Annotated in this window: 19 protein-coding genes; 13 read left to right on the top strand and 6 right to left on the bottom strand. The window is 69.4% G+C overall.

Features of this window, described 5'->3' with window-relative positions:
* Window positions 1–20: 20 nt before the first annotated feature.
* The gene (locus EV192_RS57055; RefSeq protein ID WP_207926892.1) at window positions 21–1,589 is read right to left on the bottom strand and encodes a hypothetical protein; all 1,569 of its coding nucleotides are present in this window, start codon (window positions 1,587–1,589) and stop codon (window positions 21–23) included.
* Window positions 1,590–1,771: 182 nt separating this feature from the next.
* Between EV192_RS57055 and EV192_RS49055 the strand changes: the two genes are divergently transcribed.
* Window positions 1,772–3,136: an alpha/beta hydrolase family protein gene (locus EV192_RS49055; protein ID WP_132125680.1), complete on the top strand. Its 1,365-nt coding sequence runs from the start codon at window positions 1,772–1,774 to the stop codon at window positions 3,134–3,136.
* On the opposite strand, the gene EV192_RS49050 is transcribed toward EV192_RS49055, so the two are convergent.
* Window positions 3,133–4,095, bottom strand: coding sequence for an Lrp/AsnC family transcriptional regulator (locus EV192_RS49050; protein ID WP_207926883.1), 963 nt, complete (start codon window positions 4,093–4,095; stop codon window positions 3,133–3,135). The two genes, EV192_RS49055 and EV192_RS49050, sit on opposite strands and share 4 nt — an antisense overlap.
* Before the next feature lie 83 nt (window positions 4,096–4,178).
* On the opposite strand from EV192_RS49050, the gene EV192_RS49045 reads away from it, so the two are divergent.
* The 5 genes from EV192_RS49045 (at window position 4,179) to EV192_RS49025 (ending at window position 11,399) form a co-directional block, all read left to right on the top strand.
* Window positions 4,179–5,390 carry a carboxylesterase/lipase family protein gene (locus EV192_RS49045; protein WP_132125679.1) on the top strand — a complete coding sequence of 404 codons (1,212 nt, stop codon included), beginning with the start codon at window positions 4,179–4,181 and terminating at the stop codon, window positions 5,388–5,390.
* Between the two features lies 1 nt (window position 5,391).
* Window positions 5,392–7,035 (top strand): amidohydrolase, encoded by a 1,644-nt coding sequence (locus tag EV192_RS49040; protein ID WP_132125678.1) that lies wholly within the window; start codon window positions 5,392–5,394, stop codon window positions 7,033–7,035.
* Between the two features lie 409 nt (window positions 7,036–7,444).
* Complete coding sequence (locus tag EV192_RS49035) at window positions 7,445–8,311, top strand: SIR2 family NAD-dependent protein deacylase (protein ID WP_132125677.1); 867 nt, start codon at window positions 7,445–7,447, stop codon at window positions 8,309–8,311.
* Window positions 8,308–10,350, top strand: a complete 2,043-nt coding sequence (locus EV192_RS49030; RefSeq protein WP_132125676.1) for an nSTAND1 domain-containing NTPase — start codon at window positions 8,308–8,310, stop codon at window positions 10,348–10,350. The genes EV192_RS49035 and EV192_RS49030 overlap by 4 nt, the downstream gene beginning before the upstream one ends.
* Window positions 10,351–10,355: 5 nt before the next feature.
* Window positions 10,356–11,399, top strand: coding sequence for a macro domain-containing protein (locus EV192_RS49025; RefSeq protein ID WP_132125675.1), 1,044 nt, complete (start codon window positions 10,356–10,358; stop codon window positions 11,397–11,399).
* A gap of 42 nt (window positions 11,400–11,441) precedes the next feature.
* Here the strand turns inward: EV192_RS49025 and EV192_RS49020 are convergent, their stop codons facing one another.
* Both EV192_RS49020 and EV192_RS49015 read right to left on the bottom strand, forming a co-directional pair.
* Window positions 11,442–14,021 (bottom strand): winged helix-turn-helix domain-containing protein, encoded by a 2,580-nt coding sequence (locus EV192_RS49020; RefSeq protein ID WP_132125674.1) that lies wholly within the window; start codon window positions 14,019–14,021, stop codon window positions 11,442–11,444.
* A 212-nt stretch (window positions 14,022–14,233) separates the two neighbouring features.
* Window positions 14,234–16,069, bottom strand: coding sequence for a glycoside hydrolase family 15 protein (locus EV192_RS49015; protein ID WP_132125673.1), 1,836 nt, complete (start codon window positions 16,067–16,069; stop codon window positions 14,234–14,236).
* A 196-nt stretch (window positions 16,070–16,265) separates the two neighbouring features.
* Between EV192_RS49015 and EV192_RS49010 the strand changes: the two genes are divergently transcribed.
* The 7 genes from EV192_RS49010 (at window position 16,266) to EV192_RS48980 (ending at window position 22,554) form a co-directional block, all read left to right on the top strand.
* Window positions 16,266–16,481, top strand: a complete 216-nt coding sequence (locus tag EV192_RS49010; protein ID WP_132125672.1) for a hypothetical protein — start codon at window positions 16,266–16,268, stop codon at window positions 16,479–16,481.
* On the top strand, window positions 16,478–19,000 hold the full coding sequence (locus EV192_RS49005) for a winged helix-turn-helix domain-containing protein (protein WP_132125671.1): 2,523 nt from the start codon (window positions 16,478–16,480) through the stop codon (window positions 18,998–19,000). The genes EV192_RS49010 and EV192_RS49005 overlap by 4 nt, the downstream gene beginning before the upstream one ends.
* A gap of 80 nt (window positions 19,001–19,080) precedes the next feature.
* Complete coding sequence (locus EV192_RS49000; protein ID WP_132125670.1) at window positions 19,081–19,842, top strand: ANTAR domain-containing protein; 762 nt, start codon at window positions 19,081–19,083, stop codon at window positions 19,840–19,842.
* A gap of 19 nt (window positions 19,843–19,861) precedes the next feature.
* Window positions 19,862–20,548 carry an MBL fold metallo-hydrolase gene (locus EV192_RS48995; protein ID WP_132125669.1) on the top strand — a complete coding sequence of 229 codons (687 nt, stop codon included), beginning with the start codon at window positions 19,862–19,864 and terminating at the stop codon, window positions 20,546–20,548.
* A 10-nt stretch (window positions 20,549–20,558) separates the two neighbouring features.
* Window positions 20,559–21,002 (top strand): DUF7144 family membrane protein, encoded by a 444-nt coding sequence (locus EV192_RS48990; RefSeq protein ID WP_132125668.1) that lies wholly within the window; start codon window positions 20,559–20,561, stop codon window positions 21,000–21,002.
* Window positions 20,999–22,072: an AI-2E family transporter gene (locus tag EV192_RS48985; RefSeq protein ID WP_243727566.1), complete on the top strand. Its 1,074-nt coding sequence runs from the start codon at window positions 20,999–21,001 to the stop codon at window positions 22,070–22,072. Before EV192_RS48990 ends, EV192_RS48985 begins: the two co-directional genes overlap by 4 nt.
* The gene (locus EV192_RS48980) at window positions 22,069–22,554 is read left to right on the top strand and encodes a DUF1269 domain-containing protein (protein WP_132125667.1); all 486 of its coding nucleotides are present in this window, start codon (window positions 22,069–22,071) and stop codon (window positions 22,552–22,554) included. The genes EV192_RS48985 and EV192_RS48980 overlap by 4 nt, the downstream gene beginning before the upstream one ends.
* Here EV192_RS48980 and EV192_RS48975 read toward each other — a convergent pair.
* Together EV192_RS48975 and EV192_RS48970 are read right to left on the bottom strand one after the other, a co-directional pair.
* Entirely contained in the window at window positions 22,544–23,659 is a 1,116-nt protein-coding gene (locus tag EV192_RS48975) for an AbrB family transcriptional regulator (protein WP_132125666.1), read from the bottom strand. The genes EV192_RS48980 and EV192_RS48975 overlap by 11 nt on opposite strands.
* 184 nt (window positions 23,660–23,843) lie before the next feature.
* The gene (locus EV192_RS48970) at window positions 23,844–24,803 is read right to left on the bottom strand and encodes an ABC transporter substrate-binding protein (RefSeq protein WP_132125665.1); all 960 of its coding nucleotides are present in this window, start codon (window positions 24,801–24,803) and stop codon (window positions 23,844–23,846) included.

Here is a 24,803-nt window from a genome sequence, read left to right as displayed (position 1 = left end):
GCGACTGCGAGCGGGACCCATCAGCAGACTGGATCAGTGAAGTCGCAATTGTCCGGTTGGTTGCCGGTGAAGACGATTCGGTTGCGGAACTCGACGGTCGCGCTGGAGCTGAGGGCGCCTCCGGTGCCGCGACCGCCATCCATTCCGTCTCGGCCGCCTGGGTTCAGGGTCTTTCCGCCGTGCCCGCCCACTCCGGTGATGTTGGTGAAGTACCAGCCGGTGTCGATGGTCAGGGATCGCTTTTTGTCCACCCGGACACCGCCACCGTTGCCACCGAGGCCGCCGTCGCCGGCCAAGCCGTGCCTTAGGTCCACTGTGCCTTTGCCGCTGTCGGCGCCGTCGCCGCCGTGGCCCGTGGCGTTGCCTTCGAAGAGGACGTTGGTCAGGGTGGCGCGGGGGGTTGCCGGGCCGGTGATGAAGTCGATGCCGGCGCCGGACCCGCCAGCGCCGCCCACGGCTCCGCTGCCGGCGAGGCCGTTGGGGGCACCGCCGTTGCCGCCGTGGCCGCCGCCGGCGCCGTTTCCGGTTCGGTTGTTATGGAAACTGGTGGCGATCAAGGTGATCACGTCCGTGCCTGCGGCGAGACCGCCGCCTCTCCCGCCGTCGCCTGAATACGTCGCCTCACGGCCGCCGAATATTCCACCGCCGGCACCGCCGGTGATTCCGTTGCCGCCGTCGCCTGCGTGGCCGGTTGGACCGCCGTCGCCGGTTACGTTGTTGTTGATCTCGGTGCCGGATGAGCTCAACGCGCCCGTTGTGCGGATTCCGCCGCCGTCACCCCCGGAGCCGTTGAACCCCGCGGCCTTACCGCCGTTACCGCCGTGGCCAGTGCCGCCGTCACCGCCGCGTCCGCCGGAGCCGCCAAGGCCTCCGTTGCCGGTCGTGTTGGCCGCGACCAAGCTGTTGATCAACTCCAGTTGGCCGCCGACGCTCGCGATACCGCCGCCCGCGCCACCACTGCCACCGACGCCTCCCTCACCGCCGTCGCCGCCGTCGACAGGCCCGTCGACGCCCCGCGCACCGTCACCGCCGTCACCGCCCCGGCCGGTGACATTGCCCTGGACGACCGATTTGTGCACGCCGACCCAACCTCCGTCGTTGTACACCGCCCCGCCCCAGCCACCGTCACCGCCGGGTGTGCCGTCGCCGGTTCTGTTGCCGTACACCGAACTTCGGCTGATCGCGGTCCGGCCGGAGTTGTAGATCGCGCCTCCGCTGCCGCCCGCGGCGGTGTACCCGCCGGTCAGCGACACGCCGTCGAGAGTCAGCAGGCCGCCCGCGGCGACCTGGAAATGCCGGAACCGTGGCGCGTTCGGGTCGCGCGCGATCACCGTGTTCGAGCCCTGCAACCCGATGCTGCCGGTGACAATCGGGAACCCGTTGTCCCCCAACGGTTGCGTCACCACATAGGTGCAGTTCACGTGCAACTGGAGCTGAACGAACCCGCCTGCCGTGTTCGCGTCGGTGATCGCCTTGATCAGACTCGGTGTGTCGCAGGGAAGCTCGGCCGCGGACGCCGTCGGCGCCGTGCCGACACCCCATCCGAGCGCCAGCACCCCTGCCACTGCCTGAAGGCCGTACCTGTGCATGCTCCGCTCCCCACTGTCGCGTGCGAGTGGCCTACCCTTCCCCTTCGACCCCACCGCCGCCGGCCCCGATCGTCGGAACGGCCGAACCCGCTACGGCAAGCCGCCGTCTTTCGGAGGTGGCAGACGGGGCCGGCGCGCGATGGAATGGACCTTGGTCCGGTGGACGACGGAGGTGTGTCGAGGTGCTGCGAACACGGGTCATGGCAGCGGTGGCGGGGGTGGTCCTGCTCGCCGGGACGCCCGCCTGGGCCGACAACAACGGCAACAGCGGCAACAGCGGCAGCGGGGTGCCGGACGACCAGCCGTTGCCCGGCTACACCGTGAACAACCCGCCGCTGCCGCCGCTCGTGATCGGCGGACAGCCGACAAAGGTGTTGCAGGGCATCCGGCAGCACGCGGCGTACATCATCGAGGTGCCCGCGAAGTGGAACGGCCGCTTGGCGATGTGGGCGCACGGCTTCCGCGGCAACGGCAAGGTGCTCACCGTCGACACGCCGCCCTTCGGCCTGCGCGGCCAGATGCTCAGCGAGGGGTACGCGTGGGCAGCCTCCTCGTACTACGACAACGACTACGACGTCCGCGCGGGCGTCATCACCACGCATGACCTCGCGCAACGGTTCAGCACGCTCGTGGCCAGGCCGAAGCAGGTCCTCATCGCCGGCGCGTCCATGGGCGGGCACGTCATCGGCCGGTCCCTGGAGCAGTATCCCGGGTTCTACGACGGCGCGTTGCCGATGTGCGGTGTCCTCGGCGACCAGGACCTGTTCGACTACTTCCTGAGCTACCAGCTGACCGCCCAGGCGCTCGCGGGGATCCGGGCGTACCCGCCGCCCCCGGACTACCTGCCCACCATCGTGCCGCGGATCCAGGACACCCTCGGCCTGACCAAGCTCGTCCCGGGCGGCCCGGACACCGTGACCGACCGGGGCGCCCAGTTCCGCGCCGTCACCACCGAACTCTCCGGCGGGCCACGCCCCGGCGCCACACCCGCCTTCGCGGTCTGGAAGGACTTCCTGTTCAACCTCGCGGCACCGGTCCCGCCGAACTCGTCCCTGGCCCGCGACCCCATCCAGGTGGCGACCAACCTGTTCACGCGGTACCGCCCGAACTCCCCGGTCGACCTGAACCGCGAGGTGCAACGGGTCGCCCCGCGCGACTGGCTGTCCCGCCTCTCCCCCGCCCTCACCGCGGTGCCGAAGATCGCGGGCCGCCCGATGGTGCCCGTGCTGACGCTGCACGGCCTTGGCGACATGTTCGTCCCGTTCGCGATGGAGCAGGACTACCGAGCCGACGCCGCCCGCAACGGCCAGACCAGGTTCGTCGTGCAGCGCGCGATCCGCACGGCCGGGCACTGCGAGTTCTCCGACAAGGAGGCGGGCGCGGCCTGGAACGACCTGGTGGCGTGGGTCGACCACGGCCGCAAACCGGCCGGTGACGTGATCGACGACCGGTCCGCGGTCGCCGCGCCGGACTTCGGCTGCCGGTTCACCGACAAGAGCGCGTACAACGGCCCAGGCACCCGGAAACTGTTCCCGGCCTGCCCTTAGTTGCGGATCATCAGGGCGCCGGAGCGCTTGGCGCTGCGCATGATGGGGGCCGTTTCCACCTGCAGTACGCCGCGCAGCGCGCCGACCTGGGTGGCCAGGTAGTCGTAGAGGGCGTCAGGGTCGCGGCACACCACGAAGGCGAACATGTTGGTGGGGCCGGTGACGGCGGCGGCGAACGCGACCTGGGGGTGGCGGGCGAGGTCGGTGGCGACGGCGGTGAGTTCCGTGGGGGCGACGGTCAGCCAGAGGGCGGCTTCGGTGGTGTAGCCGAAGAGCAGGGAGTCGACGTCGACGTCGAAGTACAGGACGCCGTCGTGGCGCAGCTCCGCCAGTCGGCGGCGGGCGGTCGATTCGGGGATTCCGGTGGCGGCGGCCAGGTCGGGGTAGCTGGTGCGGCCGTCCTTGGCCAGTTCCGCGACCAGTCGGCGGTCCGCGTCGGTGAGGTCGACCGGCGCGCCGGATGCGCAGGTGACCGGGCTCAACTGGTCGATCTGGTCGGGAGTGAGCGCCGCTGTGCGACCGTGCCAGCCGGATGTTCCGGCGACCGCGCGCAGCATGCACTGCGCGGTGACCGACACGATCCGCGGCCCGCGAGGCAGTTTCCGCAGCAACGGCGTGCCCTGGTGATGGGTGTGGGTCACACACGTGACCTCGGTGCCGCCGGAGGTGAGGCTCACCCACGATGTGTCGTTGCGGTGGGCGAGGGTGGCCGCGACCGCCAGGGCCGCGTCTGGGGCACATTGGATGCGCACCAGCCAGTCGACGCGCCCGACCCGGCGACTGTCCAGCAGGCCGATCACCCGCACCGCGCCCGCTGACCGCAGCCGGTGGTAGCGGCGGGCGATGGTCCGGTCCGAGGCGCCGAGGACCTCGGCGATCCGGCTGAACGAGGCCCGGCCGTCCACCTGCAACGCATGGACAAGCTGTTCGTCAAGGTCGTCCAACGTGAGTGAATCCACCAGACCGAGTCTAGTCATGTCGGAATCCGCAGCAAGTCGGCTTGAAAGCGACGGGCGCTGGTGTCCTTTGCCAGGCTCGTCCCATGGACACGACAGTCACCGAAGGGCAACTCAGCGGGTTCCGGCAGGGCACTGTCACGGCGTTTCTCGGCGTTCCGTACGCGGCCCCGCCGGAACGGTTCCGCCCGGCCCAGCCGCCTGAGCCGTGGTCCGGGGTCCGTGACGCGACGCAGGTCGGGCCGGCCGCACCGCAGCCGCGGTCACGGTTGGCGCACGTGATGGGCGACCGCACGCTCGACCAGTCCGAGGACTGCCTCACCCTGAATGTCTGGACGCCGGGCGGAGCGTCGAAACCGGTGCTGGTGTTCCTGCACGGCGGCGGGTTCACCAGCGGCTCGGGCGGGTTGGACTGGTACAACGGCGCCGAACTCGCCAGCCGGGGTGACATCGTCGTGGTCACCGTCAACTACCGGCTGGGTGTGCTCGGCTTCCTGCGCCTGGACGAGGGCAACCTCGGTGTCCGCGACCAGATCCAGGCCCTGCGTTGGGTGCGGGACAACATCGCCGCGTTCGGCGGCGACCCGGCCGCGGTCACCGTCGCCGGCCAGTCCGCGGGCGCGATCTCCATCGTCACCATGCTTTCCGGCACGCGCGGCCTGTTCCATCAAGCGATCCTGCAGAGCACACCGGGGATATGGCCGCAGACCGCCGAGGAAGCCGACGCCAGGGTCGGCGAACTCGTCAACGTGCTGGGTGTCCAGCGCGACCGGCTCCGCGACCTGCCGGTGCCGGAACTGCTTGACGCGCAACAGGAAGTCAGTCGCCGGAACGCGCCCAAGCTCGGCCCCACGCCCGCGTTCCAACTGGTCGCGGAGGGCACAGTCGCCGACGACCCGATCGCCGCCGCCGGGGCGTGCGGCGTCCCTGTCCTCATCGGCACCACCCGCGACGAGGCCAGCGCATTCCACCTCGACGCCACGGTCACCGAGTCGCTGTTCCGCGAACCCGCGGCCCGGCTGGCCAAACTGCTTGCCCGGCACGGGAATCCGGCATGGACGTACCAGTTCGACTGGAGCCCGCCCGGCAGTCCGTTCGGCGCCTGCCACTGTATCGAACTCCCGTTCGTGCTGGGCAACCTGGACGCGTGGCGAGACGCACCCATGCTCGCGAACGCCTCCCCCACCACCCTGCGGGCCCTCGTCGACATCGTGCAACCCAGGTGGATCGCCTTCGTCCGCACCGGAGACCCCGGCTGGTCCCACCAAGAACCAGTACATCTGTCTACAAAGGATTGACATGAGCACGCTCTACACCAACGGAAAGATCGTCACCGTCGACAACGACTTCTCGATCGCCGAAGCGTTCACCGTGGCCGACGGCAGGATCGCCGCGGTCGGGCCAAATCAGGGCGCCAGGGTCGTCGACCTCGGCGGGCGAACAGTCCTCCCCGGCTTCGTTGACGCCCATGCCCACACCGTGTACCGCGGCATCGCCGACGCCGCGTACCCCTCGCTGGTCGGCTTGACCTCGATCGCCGCCATCGCCGAGCGGATCCGGGAGGCCGCAACCGAAACCAAGCCCGGTGAGTGGATCGTGACCTCGTCCATCGGTGAGCCGCCGGACTTCTTCGGCCTGCCGAAGGGGCTGGCCGAGGGACGCTGGCCCACCCGCGCCGACCTGGACGCGGCAGCGCCGGACCACCCGGTCTACATCCCGACCCCCGCCTACTGGCCGATCCCGTCGGTGTTGAACAGTGCCGCGTTGGCCCTGCTCGACATCACCCGCGACACGCCTGACGACGCCGGGGTGCGGATCGTTCGCGACGCGACCGGCGAACCCACCGGTGTCGTCCACGGCCTGATCTTCTACAACGCGCGCAGCAGGTTGTTCGGCAGGCTGATGTCGTTGCTGCCGCACATGTCGGAGCAGACGACCCGAGACGCGATCGCCCGCGCGCTCGCGGAGAACATCACCCTCGGTATCACCACCATCTACGAAGGACACGGAAACACCTTCACGAACGAACTGCTCGCGCTGCGCGACGAGGGACGGCTGGCGTGCCGGATCGTGGCGACGACCGAGGCGCCCGTGGGCAGGCCAGGGGTGGACGTCGCCGCCTGGATGTCGGCCGTGCCGGACGTCCCCGGCGACGACCTGCTCACCGTCTCGGGCGTGACCCTCTCCCTGGACGGCCCGACCCATTTCGGGCGGGCCGCGATGAGCGAGCCGTATCTGAACCCGTTCGGCGAACTGGACAACGGCTCGTCCGTACTGTCCACATCGGACCTGGCCGACATCGCCCGCCTGGCCGTGCGGCACGACCTGCGGCTGAACATTGTGGCCAGCGGCGACCAGGGCTGCGCCATCGCCGTCGACGCGCTCGAAGCCGTGCACCGGGAGACCCCGCTCACCGGCCGGCAGTGGGTGGCGCAGCACTTCCACCACGTCACGCGGGACCAGATCGGCAGGCTCGCCGCGCTGGGCATGGTCGCCCAGGTGTGCGCCGGCGTGGACTACGCCAGGGGCGAGGAGGTGTACGTCAAGCGACTGCCCGGGGACCTGTGGGAACACGTCACGCCGCTGCGCTGGTGGATCGACGCCGGCGTGCCGGTCGCCCTGGCCAGCGACAGCGCGCACCCCGATCCGCTGTTCCAGCTCTGGACGGCCCTTCAGCGCGTCGACGCCCGCAGCGGCCGGAGCCTGTTGACGCCGGCGAAGACCGTCAGCCGCGCGGAGGCCATCCGGGCGCACACCGCCGGCGGCGCCGCCGTCCTCGGCCGAGCGGACCGGATCGGCTCCCTCGAACCCGGCAAGCTGGCCGACTTCGTCGTGCTGGACCGGGACATCCTGACGTGCCCGGTGGACGAGATCCGCGACGCTCGAGTGCTCATGACCGTGCTCGGCGGTGAGGTCGTGCACGAAACTGCGCCAACCGAGTGAAGATCAGCAGGAGTTCGATATCTCGATCGGGCGGCGAATCATTTCGTTTTAGATTCGCCGCTAACGGGACAACTCCGAAGGGCGACTGCATCTAGTGGTTGCGACCGGAGGTTCGCTGGGGGTATTCGGCGGATCCAGGTTTCCGCTGGGCGTGCGGCCGGAAGGTCCTCGTACCGGGTTGTACTTGGGCTTTTCGGCCGTGCGTCCAGCGGGAAGCTGGGCCGTCGAGACCCCCGACGAACTTCCGGTCGTGACCACTGGTGCTGTCGATGGTGCGACCCAGCGCGCCCGAGAGGGGTGAGGGACGATCAGTGAATCCTTCGGCCTGGACGCGTTCCCGTTCGCACGGGTTGCCGACTGGCTCGCCAACGGGGAAATCGTTCCGTTCGTCGGCGCGGGCGCGTCCCGGGTGCGCTGCGCGTCGCCCGACCACCAGCTGCCGGACAGCCGGGGGTTGGCCCGGGAACTGGTCAGCATGATGGAGGGCGCGTATCCGCAGGGCACCGCGGACGAGCTCGCCAAAGTGGCGCAGGTCTTCGAGTACACCGTCTTCGACCGCGAGGCCCTTTACAAACACCTGTACCGCCGCTTCGAAGTCGAACAGAGCGACCAGCAGCCCAGTGACGTCGCCACCATGCTCGCCGAACTGCCGAACCGCCAGCAGAACCTCTTCATCATCACCACCAACTACGACTCGTTCATCGAGCGCGCGTTCCACACCGCCAACCGCCCGATCTGCACGGTCACCCAAGGCATGCGGGCCACCGACAACAACGAGCAGAAGATGCTCGGCCTCGAACTGATCCTGCCGGACGGCAAGTCCCAACAGATGGAGAGCAGGGACTTCTCGGTGAACGACTTCCCCAGGGGATGCACGTTCCTGTTCAAGATGCACGGCTCCGTGCACGAACCCGCGCAGGACGGCCCGGACAACGTCATCATCACCGAGGACGACTACGTCGACTTCATCGTCAACTCGGGCGGCAGCGTGTCGCCGTTCTTCCCACCGCCCGCGCTCACCAGGGAATACAAGATGCGACGGTTCCTGTTTCTCGGGTATTCGCTGTACGACTGGAACTTCCGGGCCTTTCTGCGGGTGCTCGCGTTACGGAACGCCTTGTCCGGACGGGAGAAGCGGCGGCACTGGGCGGTGCAGCTGAACCCGGACCCGATCGAGGTGGATCTCTGGCGGCACAGGAACGTCAACGTGCACAACGGGGATCTCGCGGAGTTCTGCGAGCGCCTCAGGCGGGCCGCGAACCTGGAGGTGTCATGACGAACCCGTGGGTGGGACTGCGGCCGTTCCGGACCACCGAGGCCGACCTGTTCTTCGGCCGGAGCCGGGAGGTGCAGATCATCTCGAACCTGGTGGCCACCCTGCCCACCCTGATCGTCTACGCGCCCAGCGGCACCGGGAAGTCCTCGCTGATCAACGCCGGCCTCCTGCCCATGTTGCTGGACGACGACACGCACGTCCCGGTGACCATCGCCGGCCCGCACGACGACATCCTCGCCCGCACCCGGACGACCCTGGCCGAGGCCGGCTGGCCACCGCCGGACGAACTGGAACTCCTTGAGCTGCTGGAACAGCACTGGCTGGAGACCGACCGCCGGACAGTCGTGATCGTCGACCAGTTCGAGGAACGGATCAACGCCGGCGCGCCCACCGAGGCTCTGTTCGCGGCCATGGCCAAACTCGTGCACAGCGGCACGGACGCCGCGTGCGTGTTGATCAGCGTCCGCGAGGACTACCTGGCGAGCCTGGAACCGTTGATGCGCCGGGTTCCCGGGCTGCTCAACGGCAGCTACCGGATCCCGCCGCTGTCCCGCGAAGCCCTGGAGGAAGCGGTCTACGGCCCGTTGCGCGCGGTCGACGCGAGCATCGAAGTCGATCGGCGACTGGTCACCCGGACCATCGACGACCTGGAGGAACGCTCGGCCGGCAGCCAGGAACCCGGCGAACAACGCTTCGAGCCCGGGTTCTTCCAGATCATCTGGTCCACGATGTGGCGCACCGGCGACGAGTCGAAACCACCGCGCCTGGACATGCGGACCTACGAGAAGCTGGGCGGCGCCGGCCAGATCCTGCGGAACTTCACCTCGGAGATCCTCAACAACCTGGAACCGGCGCAGACCGCGATCTTCTACGCCGTCTCCCGGTACCTCGTCCTGCCGACCGGCGCGAAAACCGCGCTCACCGTGCACGACCTCACCGAACTCCTGCAGTGGTCGGACTTCCTGAACTCGTACGACGAAGACGGTGGAACATGGGTGGCCCGCCTGCCGCACGAGGAGTTGACCAGGCTGATCCGAGGGGTGATGGGCAGGCTCACCGCCAGCGGTACGCCGATTCTGCAGCGGGTGATCCGGTTGGATCGCGAGGAGTTCGAACTCCTGCACGACCTGCTCGGTCACATCATCCTGGCCTGGCGCGAGGAGTACCGCACGTCCCAGCTCCAAACGGCGGAGAAGTTCAAGAACTCCATCAAGGACTCGGTACGGGAGTTGACCCGCCAGCCACGACCGTTGACCGCCTCCCGACCGCCGAAAAGCGATCTGGTACCACACCTGGCGGACGAAATCCTCCACGAGGCCGACACGCTGATCTGGCTGCTCGACAAGAATCTGACCGAAGACACGGCTGACCAGGCTCTGGCGGCGGTACGACGGCTGCTGGTCCTCCGTTCGGCCTTCCGCGAACTACTGGGCCAGGCGGTGTATTCCAGCGGCTCGAAGGCCGATCAACGCATCGAGCACAGACTGACCGTGGTCGGCGGAGAAGTGATCCACGCCGCCCTGAACCACGAGAGCGAACTGGTTCGAAGCCGGCTCCAAACGGCGACCACGTACTTCAGCTCCGCCATCCGGGTGGTACTGCCGAACCAGCACCCGACCTCATGGCTGACCGTGCTCGGCACGTTGGTGGGCATGGGACTGCCGGCCGTCGGCTCCCTGGTCGCCGCCGAGCTGGTCTTCCGGTCGGCCATCGACAGTCTCGGGATCTCCTACCATCTCCTCACCATGGCCCATGTGGCGATCCTCGCCGTCGCCTTCTACTTCGCCCTGTGGGACGAGGCCAGCCGCCTGTCAGCGGCTGGAAAGCTCCTGGCCACGGCGATTCCCTTCGCGGACGACTGGGATCCTCGAAAGCTGGTGCTCACCTTTCCACTGCCGACCCTGGTGTTGGAGGGCGTGGCCGTCGGCACCGCGTGGATCTTCCAGCTCCTGGGCTGGGCACCGACCGCCGGGTTCAACGAGGGCGTCCTGCTCGGGCTGGTCGCGGTCGGCGGGCTCGTCTTCTTCGCACTGGAGTGACTGACGTGACCGCAGCGTGGATCGTCTTCCTGGGGATCACCGTCGGCTGTCTGCTGGTGGGGCTGACCCCGTCGATGGTGGGGCGGCGGCACGCCCTGCTCACGTTCGCCTGGTTGTGCGCGGCCATCACCACCACGATCGTGATCTTCTCGCTGTTCCCCGACTCGACCGTCACCGGGTCGACGCTCGGGTTCTCGCTGGGCGGGGCGGCCGCGTTCGTGGTCGCCATCCTCCTTGTCGCCGTTCGGGTTCAGCGCAAACTGTCCGAACAGGACACCGCCGAGCTGTGGACGAAGGCGAAGGACGACCGGATCGCCGACCTGGAGCGGCAACTCGACCGGCTCCGGCAGCAGTTCTCACCGCACGCCATCGACGCCGTGCGGGTCCACTACTACCACCTCGGCCGGCGCGACCGGGACCGGATCGGCATCGTCACCGGCGACCTGCGGCACGTCGACTTCGTCGACATCTGGGTCAACTCCGAGAACGTGGACATGCAGATGTCCCGGTACTACGAGAAGTCGGTGTCCGGGCTGATGCGGTACGAGGGCGCGAGGCACGACGCCGCCGGACGGGTGACCAACGACGTGATCGCCGACGAGTTGGCTCGCGCGGTCGAAGGCCGGACCCCGGTCATCGCGGGCACGGCCATCATGACGTCGGCGGGCGAACTCACCGCGAAGAACCACGTCCACCACGTCATCCACTCCGCCGCGGTCCAGGGCGAACCTGGCTCCGGGTACCGGCAGGTGCAGGGCCTGGACCGGTGCGTACGGGAGGCACTCCGGCTCGCCGAACAGCTCGGCCACGAGCCGCGGTCGATCATCTTCCCCCTGCTCGGCACGGGTGAAGGCGGCGGCGAGCCGTCCGCGACGGCCCGGACGCTGATCGGCGCGGCGGTCGACTACCTGAAGGGAACGCCCACGAGCAGGCTCAGCACGGTGTTCTTCCTGGCGTACACCGACTGGGAGCTCACGGCCTGCCAGGACGCCGTCAAGTCGCTCGGCCTGTCCGCGTCCCGCGAGAGCACGACGGCGATCCGGCGATGAGGCCGTTGGGCGACTGTGGCCGGCCCACAGCCGCCCAACGGCTCAGAGCAGCCCGCGTTCGCGGGCGACGGAGATCGCGTCCCTGCGTTGGCTGACGCCGAGTTTCCGGTAGATGCCGCGGAGATGGGTCTTCACTGTGTTGACGGACACGAACATGGTCTCGGCGATCTCCCCGGCGGTGCGCATCGACGGCAGTTCGGTGAGCAGTTCCTGTTCGCGTTCGGTGAGTCCGTCGGTGACCGTGGGCACGGACACCGGCAGCCGGTCGCGCACGTCGGTGGCGAACGGTTCGAGCCGGCCGAATCGTCCGGCGTCACGGACGAGCAGGTCGCGGACCGAGTAGCCGGCTTCCCGGAACGGCCGCATCACCCGGTGGGGCGCTGCCAGCGTGAGGGCTCGGCAGAGGGCTTCGTGGGCGCGGTTGGCCATGTCGCAACGGTCGGCCAGGTGCGCTTCCAGCAGCCACGCGTCAATGAGCGTGCTGGTGAGCAGGACTCTGGTCTGTCCATCCAGGACGGGAGCGAGCAGCCGCCGGGTGGTGCTGATCCTGCCTTTGTGCGCGTTCAGTATGGCTCGCAGCAACGCGCTCTCGCCGCGGGCCGTGGTCAAACTGTCCATGTGGTCGATGACGTCGATGGCCCACTGGGTCTCGCCGACCCGCAGCGCCATCCGTTGCCGGGTGGGTGCCGTGTAGGCGACGAGGGCTGGCGACACCGCTTTGCCGTCAAGCCGTTGCCAGAGTCGGTGCAGGGCGGTCGCCACCCGGTGCGGGTCCTTCGCGGCGTCGTAGCTGATCATCGCCCACAGGGTGCATGTGGACAGGTCGATCGTGGGGTCGACGTTCGGCGCCATCAACTCCATGGCCCTCGCAGCGTGTCTTCGCGCGCCTTCGTCGTCCAACCGTTGGTACGCCTCGACTCCGAGCAAGGTGTACAGGTAGGCGCTCCGGGACGTGCCCGTCCACCCGCGTGCGGTCGCCAGTTCGAGCGCGGCCGTGGTGTGGCCGCGCAGCTCGGTCAGGTCTCCCCTGACGACCGCCATCCCGGCCAGGTGCACCTGGCACTCCAGTGCGATCGCGTCCCGTTGCTCGGCGTTGGCGACCGTCAACGCGCTCCGAAGGTCGGCGTCGGCGGGCCCGTGACGTCCGGTCCAGGCGTGGGCGATGCCGCGGTTGACCAACGCGAGCAGGTCGACGTCCCGGTCGCCGGTCCGCCCCGTGTGGGCCTGCACATCGGCGGCGTCGCCGAGCAGTCTCGACCGGTGGACCTGGACAGCGGCGTGTAGGGCCTGAAGCCGCCGGGTGGGCAGCTTGCCGAGGCCGCGCAGGAATCGTTCGGCCGTCGCGACGTCACCGCTGTCCAGGCTCGCCGCCGCCGCGACAAGCGCGACCGACGGACGCCGGCCGACGTGCTCCGGCACGGTCCGAACGATCTCGCACAGCCGGCCAGACTGTCCTTTAAGGACCAGTTCGAGGCCGGTCTTGGCCAGCAGCCGGGACGCACGGTCGTCATCTCCCGCGGCGATACCGTGTTCAACCGCGCCCAACGGGTCGTCGTGGCCGGCGAACCACCCGGCCGCGACCCGGTTCTGGTGCTGCTGCGCGGCCGTACCCCGACGACCCAACTCGGCCCAAAGATAACCGCGCAGCAGCGGGTGATAGCGGTACCACCCCGGCGCCATGCCACGGTCGGGGACCATGATCCCGGTGCGATCCAGCAGGTCCAGGACCTGACCGGCGTTCTGCTGGCCCGACAGCGCGACCGCGAGGTCCGCGCTGACCGCGCGGCAGGCACTGGTGGTCAGCATGAACCATTGGACGTCACGGGATTGACGGCCGAAGATCTCCGCCGTCAGGTACTCGGCCATCGCACGATCGTCCTCGGCGACACCGACGCTCGCGTCCGCGGCGGTCAGCACGGCCACGCGCAACGCGGCCGCCCACCCCTCGGTGCGTTCCATCACCAGGTCGAGCGCGGTCTCGGTCAACCGGACGCCTTCGTTCGCGTACAGCAGCCGAGCCTCGTCCCGGGTGAAGGTGAGCTCGTCCGGTCCGATCTGCGCCAGCCGGCCCTCCAGCTTCAGCCGCGGCAGCATCAGCGGCGGCGGGAACCTCGTGGCCAGCACCAGGCGCAGCGTCGACGGCAGGTGCCGCAGCAGCAGGTCCAAGGTGTGCACGGCGTCCGCTGACCGGACGTCGTGCACCCCGTCGACCACCAGGATCATCGGTTTGTCCAGCCCGTCGAACGCGGCGATGACCGCGTTGACGAAAGCCGCGTACGATTCACCGTTCGGTGGGATCAGCCCGTCCAGCGGGCATTCGTCCCGCCACGCGCCACTGCATTTCAACGCGCGCAGCAACGCCAGCCACAGCAACGCGGAATCGTTGTCCTCGCAGTCGACCGACATCCACGCGACGTACATGTCACCGCGGTCCATTCGCCGTCGCGCCCAGCCCGCAAGCATTGTCGTTTTGCCAGTCCCGGCGGGCGCGCACACCACGGTCAACGCGCGACGCGCCACGGCGGCGTCGACAAGAACCTCCAGCCGGTCGCGGATCACCATGGTGGACGCGGTGACCGGCATCGTCACCTTCGCCGAGGCCACCGAGATACGCAGATGCATTCTTCTCCCCGATACAGGCGCCCTGAATTGGTCGTCCCCGACACGCACTTCGCCCGAACATTCAGCGAGACGTTCATTCGGTACGGATGGCGATCCCGATTTCGCCCACCCGAACGCCGTCGGCGAAAAGACTGAGCGTGGCGGCATTGCGAAGCGGTCGGCAATGCTACTACCCGACCACCCCGGCGGTTCTTCGCCCGTGCCGGGTGATTTCATCCGTGCGGATGGTCCAGGGCGTGGTCGAGGGTGACGGCCGCGTCAATGAGCGAGAGGTGGGTGAATGCCTGCGGGAAGTTGCCCAGCTGTTCGCCGGTCGGGCCGATCTCCTCGGCGTAAAGGCCGAGGTGGGTGCCGTAGGTCAGCATCTTCTCGAACACCAGCCGCGCCTTGTCCAGGTACCCGGCGCCGGCCAGCGCGTTGACGTAGTTGAAGGTGCACAGCGAGAACGTGCCCTCGTCCCCGGGCAGGCCGTCCGGCGAGGCGTTCGGGTCGTACCGGTACACCAGGCTGTCGGCGACGAGGTCCTCCTCCATCGCGGTGAGCGTGGCGAACCACTTCGGATCGTTCGGTGCGACGAACCCGACTTGCGCCATGCGCAGCAACGACGCGTCCAACACGTCCGAGTCGTACCGCTGGACGAACGCCCGCCGGCCCGGATGCCAGCCCCGACGCCAGATCTGGGCGTAGATCCGGTCCCGCTGGGCGCGCCACCGGTCCACCGGACCGGGCCGGCGCAACGTTTCCGCGATACGGATGCCGCGGTCGAACGCGACCCAGCTCATCAGCCGGGCGTAGGTGAAGTCGGCGCGGCCGCCGCGGGTCTCCCAGATGCCCTCGTCCGGCTGGTCCCAGTTGTCGCCCAGCCAGTCGAGCACGCCGCTCAGCGCCTGCCAGCCGCGGTGCCCGGCCTGCAGGCCGTGCTGGTGCGCGTGGTAGACGCTGTCGAACAGTTCGCCGTAGATGTCCAGCTGCAACTGGCCGGCCGCGCCGTTGCCGATCCGCACCGGCCGGGAGCCGCGGTAGCCCTCCCAGTGGTCCAGCGTCACCTCGGCCAGGTCGCTCGAACCGTCCACTTTGTACATGATGTCCAGCGGAGTGGCGCCGCCGCCGCGCCCGGCCTGGTACCGGTCGGCCAGCCACCGGGCGAAGTCCGCGGCCTCCTCGGTGAACCCCAGGCCCAGCAGCGAGTACACGGCGAACGACGCGTCCCTGATCCAGGTGTAGCGGTAGTCCCAGTTGCGCCCGCCGCCGATCTGCTCGGGCAGTCCGGCGGTGGGCGCCGCCACGATCGCCCCGGTGGGCGCGTACGTCATGAGCTTGAGGGTCACCGCCGACCGGTTGAGCGTCTCCCGCCACCGGCCCCGGTAGGTCGACTTCGCCAGCCAGCCGCGCCAGAACCGGGCCGTGTCCTCGAAGGCCCGCACGACCTCGGCGGGACGTATCGATCTCGGCGGGCCCTCGGCGCCGGACTCGAGGACGAAACCACGTACCTGCCCCGCGCTCAGCGGCAACCGGGCGCGGACCGCGTTGTCGTCGGTGACCCGCATTTGCACGAGTCGCTCGTCGTCAGGCTCGCGCACCGCGTGCAGGGTCAGCGTGAACGGCGCGCTGTCGAAGATGACGCCGTGGCCGGTGGCGTGCGTGGTGTGCTCGCGGCGGCCGTAGTCGAACCGCGGAGCCACCTCCACGTCGAAGTCGACGTTCCCGCGAACGCACCGGAGCATCCGGTACAGCCGGTGGTTGTCGGTCGCCCGGGTGGACGCCGGTGGCATGAAGTCCACGACCTCGCCGGTGCCGGACGGGGTCATGAACCTGGTGATCAGGATGGCCGTGTCCGGGAAGTACAGCTGCCGTGCGGTGTACGGCCCCTCGGCGGGACGCACCCGACAGTGCCCGCCGCGGCGGTGGTCGAGCAACGCGCCGAAGACGCTCGGCGAGTCGAACCGCGGGCAGCAGAACCAGTCGACGGTGCCGTCGCCGCTCACCAGCGCGGCTGTCTGCAGGTCCCCGATCATTCCGTGGTCGGCGATCAACGGGTACGGATCCACTCGCGCTCCTTCGTAGTCCGGCGGCGTTCCTTCGGCACACGCTGCCGACGTGCGGCACCGCGGTCGTCCTCCCCGCTGGATGACTTCGGCCGGCTCCTCCGATGTGGACCACAGCCCGAAGTCACCCAGCGTGGGCGAAGAGACGCGGTGCGCGAACTGGCCAGCATGGCACCGGACAATCAAAGGAGCGCACCAGATGTCACGTGAATCCGGCCGGCCGAGGGCGCGCAGACTGGCTCTACTCGGCCTTGTGCTGTTCCTCCTGCCGACCGCGGCCGGGCCGCGGGACCGGCCCGGCTGCCGGTCCATCGGCTCGCCGCTGGCGACCTTGCTCTGCGTCCCCGCCGACGTGCTGCGGACGGTCGGGCCGCTGGTCCGGTTCCTGCTCGCCGACATCCGACCGGCCGGATGAGCCCCGCGCCGGGCCAGGAGGACGCGGACGCGCCGGCCAAGCTGCGTGTGCCGTCGACCACTGTCGAACCGCTGCACCGGGCTCGGCTGTTCGCTCTGCTCGACGGCGAGGAGGGGCGGAACCCGGTCGTGGTGGTGTCCGGTCCCGCCGGGTCGGGCAAGACGACCCTGCTGGCGACCTGGGCTGCCCAGCGATCCGACGCACGGGTCGTGTGGGTGACCGTGGACGCGCGGGACGACGATCCCGCCGAGTTCTGGCCGACCCTTCGCCGGGCGCTCGGCCCGGAGCCGGCAGCGGACTTCGCGGCGGCGGTCCACGCGGCCGACACGCCGGTCGTCCTCATCCTCGACGAGGCGGACCACCTGCGGGATCCCGGGATCCTGGCCGGTCTGGAGACGCTCATCCGGCAGCCGCCCGACAAGTTGCGGCTGGTGCTGGCCGCGCGCACGCCGCCCCGGCTGCACCTGTCCCGGCTTCGGTTGGAGAGCAGGCTGGTGGAGATCGGCCCGGCCGAGCTGGCGTTCACCCGCGCGGAGACCGAGGCCTTGTTCGACCGGCTGCACGTGCGGCTCACCCCGGCCGAGCTCGACCAGATCCTGCGGCGGACCGAAGGCTGGCCGGCCGGGCTGCGGCTGGCGGCGATGTCGTTGGGTGAGCGGACCACCCGCGCGGCGCGGCTCGCCGCGTTCCCGGCCGACGACCGCGCGGTGGTCGACTACCTCACCGAGGAGGTCCTCGGTCCGCAGCCGCCGCACGTCCACCAGTTCCTCCGGGCCACCAGCGTCTGCGACCGGATCTGCGCCGACCTGGCCACCGCGTTGGCCGGGCAGGCCGAGTCCGGCGAGATCCTTGACCGGCTGGAGCGGGCGAACGCGCTGGTCACCCGGACCGACGAGCCCGGCGGTTGGTACCGCTACCACCCGGTGCTGCGGGATGTGCTGCGGGCCGAGCTGGACCGCCGTCATCCCCTGGTCCGGCGCCGGCTCAACCACATCGCCGCGGAGTGGTTCCGGGACGCCGGCCGGCCGTTGGTCGCGCTCCGGCACGCGGTCGCCGCGGACGATCCCGGGCTGGTCGACGACCTGCTGGCGGCGTTCGGACTGCGGGAGATCCTGAGCGGCCGGGCGGCCGAGCTGCACCGCCTGGTGAGCCGGCTGTCCCCGGACACCCTCGCCCGGCCGCTCAACGCGCTCATCGCCGCCGCAGCCGCGCTGGACGTGTCCGAGATCTCCGACGCCGACCGTTGCCTGTCCATAGTAGACAGATCGGAACAGCCGCTGCGCCCGGGACGGGTCCGTGCCCTGCACGCGGCCGTGGTGTTGCAGCGCGCCGGAACATTCGACGCATTGTCCGCCACCGCCGCCGGCAAGACGGGCGACGACGACCTGGACACGCTCACGCTGCTCAACCGGGGTGTCGCCGTGCTGGCCCAGGGAGACCACGCCGAGGCCGAGGACGTCCTGCTGCGCGCGCTGCAAATCGCCGCCCACGGGAAACGGGAACACGCCGTGCTGCTGTGTCGGATCCAGCTCGCGGCGGTCAGCGGCGCCCGCGGTGAACTGTCGCGAATGGACGAACGAGCGGCCGACGCGATCAGCTTCGCCGCCGAACGAGGCTGGGCCCGGACACCGCACTGCGCGCCGGCGTACACCATGCGCGGCGCGCTCGCCTACCTGCGACTCGACCACGACGAAGCCGTCAGGTTCATCAGCTTGGCAAAGGAAGTCCAGGCGTGCTCGCCCGCGGCCCTCGTGACACACCTGATCGACGCGGTGATCAGCCATGGCACCAGCCCGTCGGCCACTACCGCCGACCAGGTCCGCGATCACTGGCGCCGGCTCGCCGACGCCCCGATCCCGCGGCACGTGGCCGCCTATCTGGCCACGACGGTCCACCGGATCGCCCTGACAACCGGCCAACTCGACTGGGCGTCGGACGTCCTGCGGCGCGTGGCGGAAACCCTCGGCGGGAGCGGGGAACATGCGGTACTGCAGGCAATAACGTCCGCGCACCGGGCCAAACCCGGGCAGGCGCACCGGTTGCTGGCACCGGTGCTGACCGGTGACATTCCCGTGACGGCCGTCACCACACCGATAGACGCGTGGCTGCTGGAGGCGAGCCTGCTCAGCCGGGCAGGAGATCCCCACCGCGCACACAGCGCCATCACCAAGGCGTTGACGCTCGCCGAGCCGCTGTGGGCGGCTCAGCCCTTTCGTGCGGCCGGGGTCCGGGACCTGTTGGTCAAGGGGACCGGCCGGTTCGGCAAGCTCGACCGGTTCGTGTCCGCCATCCTGGCCGCGTTGCCGGTCGACCCGGACGTGCCGGTGGACCGGCTCACCAGCCGGGAACACGACCTGCTGCTGGAACTGCCGTCGATGCGCACGACCGAGGAGATCGCCGACTCGCTCTTCGTGTCCGTCAACACGGTGAAAACCCACCTGCGCGGGATCTACCGCAAGCTCGGCGTCAACCAACGAAGAGACGCGGTCACCGTGGCGCGGGAACGCGGCCTGCTCTGACACCTCATCCGGCACGGAGGACGCGCCGGGCCGCCCGGCCGACCACAGTTCTGTCCCAATGTCACCCCAAGGAGGAAACGGTGGAACCGAGCCAAGTCCGGCTGGAAGACCTCATGGCGGACATCCTCGCGGCGATGGCGCAGGACATGCCCTGGCTGCTCGGCGCGGACATCACGGCGTACCGGCAGGACACGCCCATCGTCTTCGCCACCTACGGCGTCGGCGCCGCCGTACAGGAGGTGCAACAGCACTACCAAACAGGCCCGACCCGCGACGCGGCGATCACCAACGGCCCGGTCACCTGTGACGACCTGTGGAACGACCGGCGGTGGCGGCGACTCGACCTGACCCAGGCATGCGTGCTGCATCCGCAGCATTCCCGTGTGTTGCAGAAGGTCCGACGCGTCGCCGCGTTACCTGGCCTGCAGGACGACACCGGGCTCGTGGTCATTTCGGCTTACCTGGGCGAAGCGTCGACCGACGAAGCCCTGGACATCCTGACCCGGTACGAACGGCTCGTCACCGCGGACGTGGCCGTCCTGTCCACTGTGTCCGGTACGGACCAGCGCACCAGCCGGGTACTGGCCGCGCTGCACCGCCGGAACATGGTCGAGCAGGCCAAAGGCGTCATCATGGCCGCCTGCCGGACCGACCCGGTGATGGCGTGGCTGCTGCTGCAGGACGCCTCCCGGCGATCCCACACCACCCTGCAGGCCCTGGCGGGCGAGTTGCTCAAGCAGGTGCAGGACGACCCCGGCGAGACAGCGAAGTCAGCGACCGGCCAAGCCGCGCGGGACCTGTGGTCCGCGCTGCGGCACATCCACACGTCCACCGAAGGCTGACAGGCAAAGCGAGGACGGTATGACGGTATCCCGAAGCTCACCGGCTGACACGCGGCCCTGGCACGGCCCGCCCCGCCCGTCCGTGCGACGGGTCGCCGAGCTGCCGATCTGGACCATCCGGCCGCCGACGGCACGCACACTCAACTGTGTCCTGATCACCGGCCCGGACGGGGCGGCCCTGGTCAACACGGGCACCACCGCGCGACACGGCGCGGCCGTGGCACAGTGCGTCGCCGATCTGACCGACAAGCCGCTGAACACGATCATCTATCCGCATCACCCGTCCACGGACTGTCGCGGCAGCACCGGCGTCACCGACCCGGACGACGCCCGGTCCGGCAAGGTCGTGGTCCTCGCCGCCGGACCGTCCACCGGCCGGACGCCACGGGGTGTGTCGCCCAACCTGTGGGTCGACCGCGAATGCCTGCTGCGCCTGTCGGGCGTGACCATGCGGCTGTTCCCTGTCAGCACGGGTGAGGTCGGCGGGCTCAACATCTACCTGCCACGGCACCGGGTGGCGATCATCGCCGACGAACCGTGCCTGTGGAAACACCCCCCAGGCCGGCACTCGGCGGTCACCCCGTTCACCCGCGCGGTCAACTGGTTCCTGCGGTTCCCGGTCGAGCACCTGCTGGGCAGCCACCTGTTGCGGTTGTCCGGTCCGGAGGTCCATCTCGTGCTCAGAACGTATCTGAATCGACGGTAAGGAGGCGGAAATGACCGACTACATCCCCCAGTCCCATGCCGACACCGCGGCCCGGTCCCGGGCGGGCCGGGTCTCGGGCTGGTCGGGCTGGATCTGGTTCGCGGCCATCCTGATGATCCTCACCGGCGTGTTCAACGCCGTGGAAGGGCTTGTCGCCCTGTTGAACCGCGCGTTCTACGTCTCCAACGGCGAACACCTCGTGTTGTTCGACCTGACCGCATGGGGCTGGCTGCATCTGGTGATGGGCGGTCTGATCGGGCTCGCCGGGATAGCGCTGCTGTCCGGCGCGATCTGGGCGCGGGTGATCGCGGCCTCGCTCGCGGCCGTGAACGCGGTGGCGCAGTTGGCGTTCATCTCGGCGTACCCGATCTGGTCGACGATCGTGATCGCGCTGTGCGTGCTGATCATCTGGGCGGTCATCGTGCACGGCGACGACACCGGCGACCTGCGTTGACCACACCGTCCGGCCCAGTCGCCGGGATGCCGCGCGCCCTGGTCATCCTCCTCGGCGCCGCGGCGGCGGTGATCACGATCGGCGGGATCAAGACGGTGGCGTGGCTGGTCACGCCGGTGCTGCTCGCGCTCATCATCGTGATCGTGATCAGCCCGGCACACCGATGGCTGCGCCGAGTCGGGCTGCCAGGCTGGCTGGCGACCTTGATACTGGTCGTGCTGGTGTACGGCACACTTGTCGTCTTCGCTGTCGTGATGTTCGTGTCCGTAGCCCAACTGGCCGCCACACTCCCCCGGTACGCCGAGCGGATGGACGGGATCGTCGCGGACGTCACGACGGTGTTGACCCGGTTCGGCGTCGCGCCCACGGAGGTGCGCGACGCCGTGTCCGGGTTGGATCTCGGCAAGGTTCTGCCGTACGTCGGGTCGATCGTGCGTGACCTGACCGGGCTGACCACCAGCCTGGTGTTCCTGCTCGCCCTGCTGCTGTTCCTGAGCATCGAGGCCACCGGGGTCGACGTTCGGCTGGCCGAGATCGCCAAGGGACGCCCGCAGGCCGCGTCCGCCCTGCGCGCGTTCGCCACGCGAACCCGTCGCTATCTCGTCGTGACCACCGGATTCGGGCTCGTGATCGCCGTCCTGGACAGCATCACGTTGGCACTGCTGGGTATTCCGCTAGCTGTCCTCTGGGGACTGTTGTCGTTCGTGACCAACTACGTCCCGAACATCGGGTTCCTGATCGGGGTGATCCCGCCGGCCGTGCTCGGCCTGCTCGTCGGCGGCTGGCGGCTGGCGCTGGCGGTGATCCTGATCTACTGGGTGGTCAACTTCGTGGCGCAGTCCCTGGTCCAGCCCAAGTACGTCGGCGACTCGGTCGGCCTGTCCTCGCTGATGTCCTTTGTGGCGTTGGTGTTCTGGGCGTGGGTGCTCGGCCCGCTGGGGGCGCTGCTCGCGATCCCGGCCACCTTGCTGGTGATGGCGGTGCTCGTGGACATCGACCCGCGCGCCGACTGGGCCGCCGCACTCCTACGCGCCCCCACTCGTGACCGAACGAAAGGCAAGACACTGTGACTACTCTGACCATCTGGCGGTTCAGTTCCGCCGACGGCGCCGACCGCGCCGCGAAGATCCTGTCCCGGCTCGCCGGGGACGGCCTGATCAACGTCGAGGACGCCGCGACCGTGTCATGGCCGGAGGGCCGCCGGAAGCCGAAAACCCGGCAGTTGCACAACATCGCCGGCACGAGCGCGCTCAGCGGCGCGTTCTGGGGAATGCTGTTCGGCGTCATCTTCCTGGTTCCGCTGCTGGGCGCGGCTGTCGGCGCGGGCATCGGCGCGTTGAGCGGAACCATGGTCGACGTCGGCATCAGCGACGACCTGATCGAACGTGTCCGCCGGCACATCGTCCCCGGCACGTCCGCCCTGTTCCTGCTCAGCTCCGACGCCGTCCTCGACCGGATCCGCAACGCCTTCGAGGGCGAGACCCCCGAGCTGATCTACACGAACCTGTCGACCGCCGAGGAGGACCTGCTGCGTGCGGTGTTCACCGAATGACGTCCTCGGTCCTTCGGCGGGTCGCCCAGATCTTGACCAACGGGATGAGCGCCATCATCAGGAACAGGCGGAGGCTCTGCACCGCCGAGATGAGGCCGACGTCCGAACCCGTGGCCGCCGCCGTCGCCAGGACCGCGTTGATGCCGCCGGGCGTGGTCGCCAGCAGCGCGTCGGACAGCGAGATGCTGGTCAACGCCGAGAGCCCGCTGGCCAACAACGCCACGACGACATTGAGCACGATCGTGCACGCCAGAACGAGTGGCAGCAGCTTGCGCAGCCGCAGGACCGTGGCCCGGGTGAACCGCAGACCCACGTCCAGACCGACCATTGTGAACATCATCACTTCGAGCGCCCCGGCCGGGGCGAACTCCAGGTCGATGGGTGACGCGGTGACGATCGCGGCGATCAGCATCGGCCCCAGCAGGGCCGCGCTCGGCAACCGGAAGAGTCGTCCCACGGCGCGTCCGACCAGCACGAGCGCGACGGCTGCGACCAACGACACCACCTGTGAGTCGGCGTTGAAGATCAGCAGCCGCCAAGGGCCGTCGCCGGGCCTCGGCGAGCCGCCGGCCTGCGGAGCGGACGCCACCCACTGCACGATCATCGGCGCGCTGACCGCCACGACGGCCAAGCGCAGGTACTGCATGACGGCCACCAGCCGGGCATCGGCGCCCACGTCGTCCGCGGACGCGACCACGGCGGCCGACCCGCCCGGCATCATCCCCAACGCGGCCGTCGCCCGGCCGATCCGCCCGACCCGGGTGGCGACGATCGCGATCCCCAAGCTCACCACGACGGTCGCCACGGTGACCGCGAGCAGCGGCAGCGCCGACTGGGCCAGCCGGCTGACCGCCGACGCGGTCACGTACGTGCCCATCGACAGGCCGAGCAGGGACTGGGTGGTCAGGTTCACCCGGCGGGGCACCTGGTCGCGGATCACGTTCGACAGGGCCAGGAGCACGCCGAGCATCAACGACCCGACCAGGTGCGCGGCCGGGAAGCCCAACGCCTGGCCGCCTTCGCCGACCGCGACCGCCGCGGCGACGATCGCCACCCATCTGGCCGCGACACGGGGGCGAAAACCCCAACGGATTCCGAAGCTCATCGAGATCGTCCTGTATTTCCACAGTGCGCGGCGAACGATCTCGACGTTGATGATGGCATTCGCCAGCGACATCCAGGTGATTACTGACCGTATCCACACGGTAACCACAGTCGACGGGCTGTGCACATTGGACTAGTCCACACACGACACGCATAACCAACGCGAATCTCACAGGTCAGTACACCTAGGACAGCACCATCGGCCGGACGTCGAACGGGCCGGGCAGCACCCCGAACCGCGTCATCAGGTCGGCGACCGACTGGACCCGGCCGGCGTCCAGGGCGGAGCGGAAGCCCGGCAGGTTCGTCTGCGCGGCGGTCTCCTTGTCCACCTTCGCGTACTCCGGCAGCAGCGGCTCGATCTTGCTGCGGTCGGCGGCCTCGGACGCGGCCCGCCGCATCGCCTTCTGGAACGCCGCGATCGTCTTCGGATGATCGGCCACGAACTTGGCGGTGGCGGCGTAGGCGGTGAACGGCAGGTCCTTGAGCGGGCCGGTCGCCAGGTCGGCGATGACCGTCGCGCCCGTGGTGCGGTGCGCGAAGGTCGCGAACGGCTCGACCATCATGGCCGCGTCCACCTGGCCGCGTTGCAGCGCGGCCGTCATGTCGCCGAACGGCATCTCCACCCATTTCAGGGTGTTCGGGTCGCCGCCGTTGGTCGCGAAGGTGGATTTGACCATCAGATCGGAGAGCGTTCCCCGCGCGGTCACCGCGACCGTCTTGCCCGCGAGGTCCTTGATCGACGACAGCGGTGACTGCGCGGGCTTCACGACGACCGCGGTGTTCGGCGCGGCGAACGAGTTGTCCGCGACGAGCCGGAGATCCGCGGCCTTCTTGGCCTGGGCCGCGATGATCGGCGGGTAGCTGGAGTACCCGACGTCGTACTCGCCGTTGATCATCCCGGTCACCGTGGCCTGCCCGCTGGCCGCGACCGCGACCTTGACGTCCAGTCCCTGGTCCCGGAAGTACCCGTTGCGGACGGCCAGTTGCAGCGGCGCGGTCTCGACCGTGGTCAGGACGGCCACGGTGATCGTCGTCTGCTCCACCTGGCCGCTCGACCCGCTGTCCGGCTTCGACCCGCCGAGCGCGCCGCACCCGGTCAGCATGCCCGCCACCAGCGCCATGATCAGAAAGTATCGCCCCAT

It is taken from the genome of Actinocrispum wychmicini, assembly GCF_004345645.1.
Taxonomy (GTDB): domain Bacteria; phylum Actinomycetota; class Actinomycetes; order Mycobacteriales; family Pseudonocardiaceae; genus Kibdelosporangium; species Kibdelosporangium wychmicini.
This window is presented reverse-complemented; position numbering and strand designations above follow the sequence as displayed.